Source organism: Dysgonomonas termitidis, from assembly GCF_054657735.1.
This window is the reverse complement of sequence record NZ_BAAHYD010000002.1, coordinates 813,396-826,377: the sequence shown is the minus strand read 5'-3', so window position 1 is coordinate 826,377 and position 12,982 is coordinate 813,396. Positions and strand designations below refer to the sequence as shown.

The window sequence follows — 12,982 nt, the reverse complement described above, 5'->3', positions numbered from 1 at the left end:
TGTCTTATTTACCCGTAACTGAGCGAAGGGCATATATGATCCGGATAATCCGCCCGGAAAGGAATATGTATCCACATCCGGGAATTGAAAGGAACATCCTGTTACCGAAAATGATACCTGACCATATCTGTTTGTTCTTCAAATGGTTTTAATATATTGGAAACAAAATATGGATGATTTACACCATCCGGATAATACTGAGCTTCGATGCACAACCCTCCCATCGGCATGAACCTGCCCGACAGGAAATCGCCTGTATAGAGCATAATTCCGGGCATAGTTGTATATACATCCATTTGCCGGCCCGACACTTGGCTACTCACAGTAGCGAAAGGATCGACCATACCCCTTTTCTCCTTTATATAGAAAGCATTATACCCTTTCAGGTTGTCGTTCTTCGCTTTCATTTTTTCTCTTATAATACCAGGCAGGCGAAAGTCAAAGGCGGAGCCGTCTACAGCAAGAATCTTTCCTGTAGGCAAAAAAGTATTATCCATTTCGAGGATGTTGCCTGTATCTATTCGTAACTTATGGGCAGATACATCTCCTTCTGCTGTACTATCCAGATTAAAGTAACTATGATTGGTAAAACTCACAGGAGTAGCCTTATCCGAAACAGCCCTGTAAACTATATCCAACTCATTATCTTCGGAAAAAGCATATATGACGGATAACCTGAGATTTCCGGGAAAACCGCCTTCCCCATCACTGCTTTCGGAGATAAACTCAACCTTATCTCCCATAATATTGCAGTCAAACACTTTCTTATTCAGCCCATTAAAGCCCCCATGATTGGAATTCATACCGTCATTTTTATCTACATGATATGTCTTTCCGTTCAATGGGAATCGAGCCTTTGATATACGATTAGCATAACGTCCTACAGTGCATCCAATATAAAACTCATCCGTGAAATAATCCGTGATATCATCATATTTCAAAACAACATTCCCTAACAAGCCGTCCTTGCCGGGTACGACAACCGAAACAATTGTAGCGCCATAATTCATTACTTCAACATAAGCCCCTGAAGAGTTCGTTATACGAAACAACTTAACCTCTTTACCCTGATTTATAATTGGCTTTTGTCTTGCTACCATAATCATAATACATCTATTACCACATTCTTACTTCTTGTAAATCCTCATTACCAATCCTCCGCCAGCCGATACGGCAAATGTTTGTATGGAACTCGCATCCACTTCTTTTTCTTCATAAATATAGTGTGTAGCCCATAAACTGGCATCGTCACCATCGCGATATATCTCTGCCATGTATTTCCCGTTTTTTGGCAAGAATGAGAAATCAACCGTAAAACTCCTTGCCGTCCAATCGGTCATACCTCCTACATACCAGTCTTTCCCCTTTTGTTTTGCAACGAGGGCATATTCTCCGACCTTAGCATCCAGTACCTTGGTATTGTCAAATACCACAGGAACTTTGGAAAGGAACTTCAGGATAACAGGGTCTTTACGATATTCGGAGGGGGAATCGCAGAGCATCGCAAAATACTGATCATAGAGCACAAACATCGACAACTCATGGCAACGTGTGCCCTGAGCCGAGGGCAATCCCGGATCGACAGGCCGGAACAACTGGGGAGAACAATTCCGTAATGCACCCGGAGTATAATCAAGCGCGCCTCCCAGCATCCGGGTGAAAGGTATTGTCACATGATGCTTCGGATTAGCGGTCAAATCCCATTTGGAACATTCACCGCCTCTTACTGCCTCATAGTTCACAATATTAGGGTACATGCGTTGCATTCCGGTAGGTTTACTGCATCCATGAAAGTTTACCATCAGTTTGTATTCTGCCGCTTTACGGGCAATCGTTTCATACCACTCCATCGCCAACTGGTCATCACGATCAAAAAAATCCACCTTAATACCCACAGCCCCCCAATCATGAACCATTTTCAGATATTCATCAGCTTTATCAGTCAACGCCATTGCCACACACCAAAGAAATACACCTACATTTTTCTTTTTACCATAATCGATAATCTCCCGAATATCTACTTTCGGATTCACTTTCGACAAATCGAAGATATCGGACCAGCCGGCATCTATCATCAGGTATTCCAGATTATTTTCGGCTGCAAAATCTATATAATACTTATATAGAACTGTATTCCGGTTATCCATTCCCGACGGGATATCCACACCGGGCAGCAGGGCATCGTGCCACCATTCCCAGGCGGCCTTTCCCGGTTTTATCCACGAAACATCAGTTAATGACTGAGGTGTTGCAAGTTTATAGATCAATTCGTTTGTCAACAGGTCTTTATCATTATCGGTGACGATCATTACACGCCAGGGCAGATCGCGTCGACCTTTGATCTTGGCGATATAATCCCGGGTTCGTTGTACGACGGAAACAAATCCCCAGCTACCCAAAGCTGTACTATCAGGATATTGGGCAAAATCGGCATAAAACCCTTTTTCGCCTTTTTTCAGATACATGCCGGGATAATCCCTTACATCCGATTCAGCAATTACCACCTTGACATTGCCAGGCATAGAAAAGAGAACCGGGGTTATGGCTTTTTTCCCGTCTCTGATAGACGATTGGGACGCATAGTCGACATACATCAACTCCCATGCAGTATAATTGTCTGTTTCGGGATATATAACAGCCGGATCATTAAGAATATTGACATTGAATATTTCATTACTGACAATCATCTCTTTATCCAGTCCGGCTGCAAAACGGTATGCCACACCTTCATTGTAAGCTCTGAATATTAAAGAATACCCTTTCTGAAAATCAAGCCTTACTTCATTATATTTCTCTTGCAACGACTTAAATTTTCCATACAGAGGTTGTATAGTTTCATCTGCGGAACTTCTTATTGTATTCTTTACGCGGGGATTTTTCATAAGATCTTCTCCCTGCAGTTGAAAACCAATGTCAGAGGTTGCGATGATCTCCTTCCCCTTGAAAAATACCTGGTAAGTGATCGCATCTTTGATATCTATCTTTACTTTCAGGTGTGAATCAGGCGATACGACCTCTATTCCAGACACGTTAACTGAAAATAAATGAGATAAACATAATAAAATTGCCAATATATGTTTCATTTGTTATTCTACGCTATTTAACTGAAGTACTACGCTTTCATATTCATTATACATTCCAAAAGTCATTCCGGCAGTCATCAGGTATTCGCCACTGAACACCTTACCTTCATACGCCGATACCCTTGACCAGTCGTCAGGGTCTTTATTCACTTCCTTTATGATATATTTCTTATTGGGGTCAAGACCCTGTAAAAGAATAGTTTGTTGATTCGATTTGACTTCTTTCCTTACAAGGAAATTGAACAGGATAGCTTCATCTTTATCTTCCGACACATACATATATGCAGTGCGGTTGCCCTTATATGGCGACAATATACGATAAAGATCTCCCATTAATACCGTCTTCCTGATTTTCTTATATGTTTCTATCGCATTTCTGGAAAAAGCTTTTTCGTCTTCGGTCATCTGTACCGGCTGTAAATCCATTCCTAATTTTGCAGACATAGCTACATCGAAACGGAATTTAAGAGGGGTACTTCGCCCCGATATATGATTGGGGGATACTGCCACATGACTGGCAAGGCCTATAGCCGGGAAGAAATATTGTGTTCCCCATTGAGTGAATATACGTTGCAACGGATCATTGTTGTCACTGATCCAATATTCATCAAAATACCTCATCGATCCATAGTCGATACGGCCGCCGCCGCCCGAACATGCCATAAATGTTACATCCGGATATTTAGCACTTACTTTTTCCATTACTTCCAGTAGCGCGCGGGTATAGTCAATCCACAGATGAGACTGTTTACCTGCAAACAGATACGATGAACCCGGATTATGGACAAAACGGTTGCAATCCCATTTTACATAATCGATTCCCGGATTGTCTTGCAATATATTATCTATAGTATTGAATACAAAATCCTTCACTGCGGGATTGCTCATATCGAGTATCAGCTGGTTACGCTGGAGCGTTCTCTCCCTGTGTGGCTGCGCAATAACCCAGTCAGGGTGTTTTTCATACAATTCACTGTTGGGATTTACCATTTCGGGCTCTATCCATATCCCAAACTTCAGGTTTCTTTTTTTACACTCTTCTATAAGATATGGTATTCCCCTCGGTAACTTCTTCTTATTTGTCTGCCAGTCGCCAAGACCGGCATTGTCCCCATTTCTGGGATATTTATTCCCGAACCAGCCATCATCAAGGAGGAATAGTTCAAAACCCATTTTTGAGGCATCATCTATAATCTGAGTCAGTTTAGCCTCATCAAAATCAAAATATGTAGCTTCCCAGTTATTGAGTAAAATACTTCTTTCCTTATTGCCGTTCTTTATACCATATTGCCTTGCCCAGCGATGAAAATTGCGGGATATCTTCCCGGTACCCTCATTGCTGTAGGTATAGAGCAGTGCCGGAGTTTTAAACACCTGCCCTTTCTCCAGTGTATAAGTAGAAGCATAAGGATTGGCCCCTGACAGGATACGCAGTTTTTTTGCATTGTCTACTTCAAAACTGAACTGGAAATTACCCGGCCAGGCCAACGTTCCTCCAATCACTTCCCCACTCTGTTCCTCTGCCGGTTTGTCCAACGCCAACAGGAAGCATGGATGTGTATATTGGTTTGTCCGTACACCAAGCTTGGAGTCAATTACTTTAATTCCCGCAGATAATTCGTCTTCCGATATATTCATCTCTTCCGACCAATCACCGTGGAACTGGCTTATATAATACTTCTGCGAAAAGAAAGACAGATCGGAAGACGCAAAATTTGCCAGCATAATACTCTTATTTTCGTTATTCTTTATCTCTGTCCATTGTTCAATAATATCTTCTTTCTGATAAGCATTATAGTGTAAATCTACATAAAGGCCATAATAATCATCTTTCATGGAGATAATAGTATGGATAATATTACCGGATTTATTTTCAACTTTTGAAGACACATAGGACAGTTCAGTGGAGGTATTACCATCAGCATGCGTAACTCTCAATGCGGCTTCAAATACATGATTTGTTCCGAAGGTAGAGTAAGCGCTGAAATTTCCCGGAGCAAGAGTTTCCAGTTCACTTATCTGACTGATCTTCTTTCCAAAATAAACCTGTTCCAGTTTGTTACGGTCATTCACTTTTAGCAATAAACATACATTATCTGTCGTCAGCGGGACAAAATCGTTCGCGTATATCCCTGTCGTAAACAGGAATATGTTCAATATAAACATTATCTTTTTTAAATTCATCATATTCTATTATAAGTTATATACTGCTTAATATTAACTGGCTATCGATATGATTTACGTCCAATTGTACTACCTTACCCAGATATTCTTTTGTTTTATCCAGGTTGCCAAGTCCAAGGTTTCCTAATCCCATAACATAGTAACAATGTATCTTATTCCGTGTATTCAGGTCGTCCTCCCATATGGCAAGATCGGGCAATGATACAGCAAAATAATCGATTTGGCAATTATCAAACAGATGTTTCTCTCCATGATCGATCAGCTTGTGAAAACGTCCGCGGGCTTTGTCCGTGTCGCCTAGTGCCAGCCAAGCCAGTCCCTGATAGAATATCTTATCCGGTTGCTGATCGTTATAATAAAATGCCTGTTGCGGTTCAGCTATACCAACTGTCGCTTTCCGGAGGAAAAATATAGCTTTTTCCTCATTACCCAATCCACGGTAAGCAATACCTTTATAATAATCTATATCGTTTTCTTCGGCAGTCGTCAGTTTTCCTTCTCCGAGATTGTGAGGAAAAGAATCTATCTCGTGAAGAAGTGTTACCGCTTCGTCATACTTCTTACTGTTGATAGCCTGTTTGGCCAGTTCGATACGGCAAACCGTATATTGTTTGGTAATTTTGCCTTCGCCGCCTTCCCACGGATGGAATTTGCGGGATGCAATCAGGTCTTTTGCTTCTGCATATCTGCCCAAGTGATTATACAAGGTGATGCGTTCTATACACAGGTCGTCACGTTCGGCTACAAGTGCCGGATATTTATCTAACAGGGCAAGACGCTCTTTATGTGAAACTCCCATTTTCTTGTATAGCTGATCCAGTTCCATCAACATACGTGAGTCTGACGGGTCTGAAGCAAACGCTCTTTCCAGTAATTCCCTCGCCTCCTGCTTTCTGTCGTATTTGTTGTAATACGCCAATGCCAGGTTACGCAATACTGTCGGAAATTTATCATTCAGTTGCATAGATTTCTCCCAACACTCTTTTGCTTCGTCATATTGACGGAAAGCATACCAGAAGTTACCCAGATAGTATGGCGCTAAAGCATCCGAAGGATTTATCTTCATCGCATCCTGAAGGATATTTACTTCCTCTATACGGTTAGGGAAACACTTGTCCGGATTCATCCCCGCTGCTTTCACATAATATTCTTTCGCTTTGGCTCTATCACCTGATTGGGAAGCAAAATAACCTAATGTATAATACACCATCGGATAAACATTATCCTCACCGGTAACAACATACGACAGCAATTGGCCCGCCTCGTCATACATGCCTGCTCCTGCAAAATCGAGGGCATATTCTATATAAGGATGGGGTGCCCCGCGCATTAAGGTTCTAAGTTCATTCAAATCATTTAAATCATTTGTCAACAGGTACTTTTCGAAACGGCAGCCCATATTGAATTTATCTATTTTCAATGATTCTCCTATCAAAGCCATAGCTTCATCTTTACGTTCCAGTTTTCTGAGAATCGAAGTTTTCAACTGACGGGCTTTATGGTTATGCCAGTTCCTTACCAGACTACGGTCGATCCGGTCCAAAGCATCTTCGTATAAACCTCTTTCCGCATCTATCCTGGCCAGTGCATAATAGCCTGAATCCTGCCATGCGGCATTCCATGTCGCTTTAAAGAATGCTTTGTATGCTTCGTCTTTTTTACCTTGCATATGCAAACACCAACCTAAATTGTAATGAGGCTCCCCATCATACGGATTCGGGTTACGCTCTGTCTGAGTTTCTATTGCTTTACGCAAGAATGGTTCCGCATTGGCAAACTGCCCTCTCCGTATCATCAATAATCCCATAGCATTGTTGCAACGAATATCCCCGGGTTCACGGTTCAATGCTTCCATATAGTAATCAAAAGGATTGTACGTTGCATGACGGTACTGTTCCAGATGAAGCCCTGTAAGGTATAACTGCTCGATAGATGCAATATCCTTAGGCCTTTTTGCTGCTTTTGCAGGATCGGGGATTGGTTTAATTTCAGGTTTATCCGCCTGATAGGTCAGTAATTCTCTACCTTCTGATGTATATAGTTCGAATATAAGGTTTTCCGGAAGTATATTACCTACAAACAGTTCTTTTATATAATATTCTGACGGGGAAGTATTAGCTTGTTCATCAATAAATACCTCTCCTTCTTTATCCCTTAACAGCACACGGAGGTTTTTGAATTCTGATGTTGTATAAATAATTATTTTAGCCTTACCGTCTTTGATTTCGATATTAGCTATCGCATCCTTATTAGCGTTCTTAACATAGCCAACTTCCGCATAAGGCATAAAATATTGTACCCATGACTTTTCTTCATTCGGTTGCAGCCATGCAAAGTCGGGCTGGTTATCGGTATAAACGCCTGTCATCAGCTCGATATACGGCCCGTCTTCATCAGTCAGATTTCTGTCCCATGCCTGCCCGAAGTCCCCGTTACCCCATGTCCATTGCTTTTTTCCTGGTGATACATTGTGATTGGCAACATGCAACAGTCCACCTTTTACATCTTCTTCATAACCTCCTACGAAGTCGAATTTCGACTGAATCGCCATATAGGATGTAGGAACAGGTACATTTTTATATTTGGAAATATCCACTCCCGCGGAATAGTCCTGCTTGTAATACTCCCCTGTTGCTATCGGGAAATTGGATACGGCACGTTTACCATGATCGAATACCGCATGCACATCTGCAGGAAATACAGAATGATAACCGTCATTTACTACAACAGCCGGATTTGCCCACCAAAGAAAAGTCTGAGGGAAAGCTGTTCTGTTATATACTTTCACGTTGATTTCAATATATGCTTTTCCCGGATAAAGGGTAAAGCCCTGCATGCCTTTTGTACGGAACATGCGTTCAACCTCGTTACACCATACGGTAACGCTTCCGTCGGCACTTTCTTCTATAAGGTGATCTGTTGGTAGAAACGTACTCGGCCGATGGTGCTGAGGCCAGTTAAATTCGATTCCTCCCGAAATCCAGGGACCAGTAAGACCAACCAAAGCCGGCTTGACAACCTGATTATAATAAACAAAGTGACGTCGCTTTACCTTGTCGTAAGCCATGTGAATACGTCCTCCAAGTTCAGGCAATATCATCACTTTGAGAAATTCATTCTCGATAAACAGAGCCTTATATTGTTTATCTTTTTTCTCATCAGATACTTTTTCGACCACAGGATAAGGATATACGACTCCCGAACTACCCTGATAGACTCTTTTTTCGAGAAACATAGGGTTCTTCTCTTCTTCTCCTATCTCATATGTAGGAAGCATAATATCTTCCGCCCATGCTTTAACAACTCCTTTTTCATCAATTGTAGACTGAATAAGATAGCTTGTAATTTCTTCCATTTCTTAATACAGTTTTATATTATTATAGATTCATTTTAGCATTCAATCCCCTGTACCGCAAATAACAAATCTACTTACGCAACTGAAGATAAGGCCTTTAAATACTTTATTTATTTTGTTAATTCTTTCTCTATTTCTTCAAGTGATTTACCTTTCGTTTCAGGTAAATTTGCTTTAATAAATATAAATCCTAATAGGCAGATTATTCCATATAGCCAGAATGTGCCATATGCCCCTAATCCACTATTAAGAAGAGGGAATGTATATGTAAGGATAAAACATGCTGTCCACAAAGAGAATGTTGACACCGCCATTGCCATCCCCCTGATACGTGTGGGAAATATTTCGGAAATGACCACCCATGTAATCGGAGCCAGGCTCATTGCATAACAACCGATAGCCAGCATAACGAGCGACAATACGGCAATGCCGGATATTTCGAGATAGTAGCATGCCCCCAGAGCCGCATAGATAAGCGCCAATCCTATTGCTCCGAATAAAAGTAACGCTCTGCGTCCGAGTTTATCTACCGTATACATGCCAATTATCGTGAATATAACATTAGTCACCCCTGTAACAACTATATTGAATAATATATCGGATACTCCGTATCCGGCTGCTGAAAATATCTCCTGAGCATAGTTGAATATCACATTAATACCACACCATTGCTGGAAAGCTGCAATAACAATACCTATCAATAATATCTTAGGCATCTTTCCTTTGAATAGTAGTTTATAATTTACGTTCTCTTTCACCTCCGAAACTGCCGCTTTGAGAGTCGCAATTTCGTTTTCTGCATAAGCCTTTCCCCCGATGCGGTTCAATATATTTTCCGATTTGGTAAATTCATTACGGGTACTTAACCAGCGCGGACTCTCCGGCAAGATAAAGAGCATCAGAAAGAATACAACGGCGGGTACACCTCCTGTCCAAAACATATAGCGCCATCCCATCTGCCCGTTCCAGGAGGCCAGGATATCTTCACCCGGCATCACGGGATCTGCTATAAGCCAGTTTACAATCTGAGCCGAGAGTATACCAATTACAATTGTCAGTTGATTGACCGACACAAACTTACCCCTTACGTTTGCCGGGGAAACCTCTGCAATATACATCGGAGACAGATTTGAAGCCATGCCAATGCCAATGCCCCCCAATACCCTGTACACTATAAACCATGAAAGATCATTACAAATACCTGTACCAATAGCAGCTATAATAAATATGAGGGAAGAAACGATCATTAGCGGCTTCCTTCCGTACCTGTCGGATAAACTTCCCGAAACCATCACTCCCACAAGACATCCTAAAATAGCACTTCCCATTACCCAGCCTTGCATAACCGGGGAATCGGCAATATTAAAATATACTTCATAAAATGGTTTAGCACCTCCGATGACAACCCAGTCATAGCCGAAAAGAAGGCCTCCCATAGCCGAAACAAAAGTGATAAGTAAAAGATAGTTTTTTCTTCGCTCTTTCATGGATATTATAATGTTAGTTAGATATTGGATTATTACTGAAGCAAAATTAGAGGTTTCTTCCCTGCTAAAGATGTAAGGATTTTTTAAATACATGTAAAATATTACAATTTGATCCTCTGCATAACTACATATGGCTTTCTTGTAAAATATATAATTATTGTTTTGGGCTGATTCTGATTTTTTAATTCCTTGGAAATTATAAATACCAGAACATAGTTTGACAACAATAGAAAAAGCTGCCGCTTCCAATTCTTTACTTCCCTCTTACCGCTCATTACTTACTACTTATACCAATACTTCAAAGGACTCCAAAGCCATAAGCTTTACCTATAGATAAAATACTCATGTTATAATAACTCATAACCTGTAAGTTTTTCTACCTTTGTAGCATTCGTATTCTAAAATTGAAAGAATGGAAGCATTTCCTTCGAGTCCTTACATTCAGTTTTCCCGTAATCAATGGGCTGCTCTCCGCGACTCGGAACCGATGACGCTCACATATGAAGAGTTGCTGACGCTGCAGGGCATCGACTACGAACTCTCTATCGACGAAGTAGAAGACATCTATCTGCCTCTCTCCCGTTTATTGAGTTATTACTTCAATGCGCGTACCAGCCGCCAGTCGGTACTGACAAAGTTTCTCAATCAGAAATCGATGAAAGTTCCCTTCATTGTCGGGATTGCCGGTAGCGTGTCGGTAGGCAAGAGCACAACTGCACGTGTATTACAGGCATTACTTAGCCGTTGGAAAGAGGATACGCGAGTATCACTGATAACCACCGATGGATTTCTGTATCCAAACGCTACATTGGAAGAAAAAGGCATTATGCTCAAGAAAGGATTCCCTCAATCATATGATATAAAGACACTGTTGAAGTTCGTTACGGACCTGAAAGCGGGGAAAAGAAATATAAGAGTACCCAAATATTCGCATCTCATTTATGATATTATCCCTAACGAGTATCAGGTCATAGACCAGCCGGACATACTTATTTTGGAAGGATTGAATGTATTGCAGAGCGGAATGGATTATCCGGATGAAAAACCCCGTATTTTCGTTTCCGATTTTGTAGATTTTTCCATCTATGTGGATGCCGATGAGCAGAAACTGGAAGAGTGGTATATCTCCCGTTTTATGAAGTTCAGGAAAGGAGCATTTACGAATCCCGATTCGTATTTTCACAGCTTTGCCAAACTGGCTGACAAGAACGCGATCAATACCGCAAAAACCATCTGGAGAGAAATAAACCGCAAGAATCTGCGTAAAAACATCCTCCCTACACGTGAACGGGCCAGTCTGATACTACATAAAGGAGAAGGGCATGCCGTGGACTATGTGAGGCTAAGGAAATAAGTACCATTATAGTTACATAAAAAAGGAGACATCTGTAGGGATGTCTCCTTCTCATTTTATCCAGGGTAAGAATTAGTCGATAAAATCTACTGTTTCTTCTCCAATCATCTGGCGAAGTGTATTTTTCAACTTCACATATTGGATGAACAAGTCATGCTCTGCAACCTTGCTAGGCTCATGCATAGGACTCTTGAAGTAGAAAGATAACCAGTCTTGTATACCGCTCATTCCCGCACGTTTAGCCAGGTCTGTAAACAGAACAAGGTCCAGGCAAAGTGGAGCCGCAAGAATAGAGTCTTTACAAAGGAAGTCTACCTTCATCTGCATTTTGTAACCTAACCATCCGAACAAGTCGATGTTATCCCATCCTTCTTTATCGTCGTTGCGGGGTGGATAATAGTTGATACGAACCTTGTGGTAAACATTACCGTAAAGTTCAGGATAAAGTTCCGGTTGAAGGATGTTATCGATAACCGAAAGTTTCGATTCTTCTTTTGTCTTGAATGAACCCGGATCGTCCAGTACCTCACCGTCGCGGTTACCAAGAATGTTTGTAGAGAACCATCCGTTAAGACCGAGCATACGGGTCTTGAACATTGGAGACAATACAGTCTTCAACATTGTCTGACCAGTCTTGAAGTCCTTTCCGCATATCGGAGTCTGAGTTTTCTCTGCCAGTTCCCACATTGCAGGTATGTCTACAGTCAGGTTAGGAGCACCATTGATGTATGGTATTCCCATAGATACTGCTGCATATGCATAAACGTTTGAAGGAGCAATGTCTTTGTGGTTTTCCTTCAGTCCTTTTTCGAAAGCTGCAAGTGTTTTGTGTACTTCACCCAGCGGAGTGAATACTTCTGTACTACCGCACCAGATAACTACGATGCGATCGCAATTATTTTCTTTTTTGAAGTTTTCGATGTCTTGTTTTACTTGTTCCATCAATTCCCACTTTGTAGGAGCCGATTTTACCCAAGTACCATGCAAACGTTTTACAAAGTCCTGATCGAATACTGCTCTCATCGGTTTGATAGCCTGCATTTCATCTTTAACTTTGTCCAAGTCATCTTTTGTTAAAACATCTGCATGTTTTGCAGCCTCGTATGCATCTTCTTCAAAAATGTCCCATCCACCGAATACGACATCATTAAGATCAGCCAAAGGCACTGCATCTTTGATTTTAGGGAAGCGGTTTTCTTCTCTTTTCCCTAAGCGCATTGTAGCCAATTGAGTGATTGACCCTACAGGAACTCCCTGTCCTTTACGTGTTAGCAACGTTCCTGCCATGAATGTTGTTGCTACTGCACCAACTCCAACTGTTAGAATACCAAGTTTTCCATTGGCTTCTTTTAATTGTACTTTTCCCATTTTTTTTAATTAAATTAAAATACACTGCAACCCGCAGCAATCCTTTAAACTCTGGATCAAGTTTCTTCAGGATATTATCTCCTGTTTCCGCAAAATCCTATATAATAGTATAGCTTCAGCGAAAACCAGTCTTATTTTATTCTCCCAACCC

Annotated in this window: 7 protein-coding genes; 1 reads left to right on the top strand and 6 read right to left on the bottom strand. The window is 41.2% G+C overall.

Annotated elements, in window-relative coordinates; all coding sequences use genetic code 11:
- Positions 1–101: 101 nt before the first annotated feature.
- The 5 genes from ACYQ3L_RS07485 to ACYQ3L_RS07465 form a co-directional block, all read right to left on the bottom strand.
- Positions 102–1,100 (bottom strand): aldose epimerase family protein, encoded by a 999-nt coding sequence (locus ACYQ3L_RS07485; protein WP_379994101.1) that lies wholly within the window; start codon positions 1,098–1,100, stop codon positions 102–104.
- 27 nt (positions 1,101–1,127) lie between these two features.
- Positions 1,128–3,083 carry a glycoside hydrolase family 97 protein gene (locus ACYQ3L_RS07480; RefSeq protein ID WP_459952371.1) on the bottom strand — a complete coding sequence of 652 codons (1,956 nt, stop codon included), beginning with the start codon at positions 3,081–3,083 and terminating at the stop codon, positions 1,128–1,130.
- A gap of 3 nt (positions 3,084–3,086) precedes the next feature.
- Positions 3,087–5,270, bottom strand: a complete 2,184-nt coding sequence (locus tag ACYQ3L_RS07475) for an alpha-galactosidase (RefSeq protein ID WP_379994097.1) — start codon at positions 5,268–5,270, stop codon at positions 3,087–3,089.
- 13 nt (positions 5,271–5,283) lie between these two features.
- Positions 5,284–8,622 carry a DUF5107 domain-containing protein gene (locus ACYQ3L_RS07470; RefSeq protein ID WP_379994096.1) on the bottom strand — a complete coding sequence of 1,113 codons (3,339 nt, stop codon included), beginning with the start codon at positions 8,620–8,622 and terminating at the stop codon, positions 5,284–5,286.
- Between the two features lie 110 nt (positions 8,623–8,732).
- On the bottom strand, positions 8,733–10,118 hold the full coding sequence (locus tag ACYQ3L_RS07465) for a sugar porter family MFS transporter (protein ID WP_379994126.1): 1,386 nt from the start codon (positions 10,116–10,118) through the stop codon (positions 8,733–8,735).
- Positions 10,119–10,521: 403 nt separating this feature from the next.
- Between ACYQ3L_RS07465 and coaA the strand changes: the two genes are divergently transcribed.
- Positions 10,522–11,463, top strand: a complete 942-nt coding sequence (gene coaA, locus ACYQ3L_RS07460; RefSeq protein ID WP_379994095.1) for a type I pantothenate kinase — start codon at positions 10,522–10,524, stop codon at positions 11,461–11,463.
- Positions 11,464–11,535: 72 nt separating this feature from the next.
- On the opposite strand, the gene ACYQ3L_RS07455 is transcribed toward coaA, so the two are convergent.
- Entirely contained in the window at positions 11,536–12,831 is a 1,296-nt protein-coding gene (locus tag ACYQ3L_RS07455) for an inositol-3-phosphate synthase (RefSeq protein WP_379994093.1), read from the bottom strand.
- Positions 12,832–12,982: the final 151 nt, after the last annotated feature.

Excerpts from the sequence above, each read along its gene's own strand:
- coaA (WP_379994095.1), top strand. The coding sequence starts at position 10,522 with ATGGAAGCATTTCCTTCGAGTCCTTACATTCAGTTTTCCCGTAATCAA.
- ACYQ3L_RS07455 (WP_379994093.1), bottom strand. The coding sequence starts at position 12,831 with ATGGGAAAAGTACAATTAAAAGAAGCCAATGGAAAACTTGGTATTCTA.
- ACYQ3L_RS07470 (WP_379994096.1), bottom strand. The coding sequence starts at position 8,622 with ATGGAAGAAATTACAAGCTATCTTATTCAGTCTACAATTGATGAAAAA.
- ACYQ3L_RS07480 (WP_459952371.1), bottom strand. The coding sequence starts at position 3,083 with ATGAAACATATATTGGCAATTTTATTATGTTTATCTCATTTATTTTCA.
- ACYQ3L_RS07485 (WP_379994101.1), bottom strand. The coding sequence starts at position 1,100 with ATGGTAGCAAGACAAAAGCCAATTATAAATCAGGGTAAAGAGGTTAAG.
- ACYQ3L_RS07475 (WP_379994097.1), bottom strand. The coding sequence starts at position 5,270 with ATGATGAATTTAAAAAAGATAATGTTTATATTGAACATATTCCTGTTT.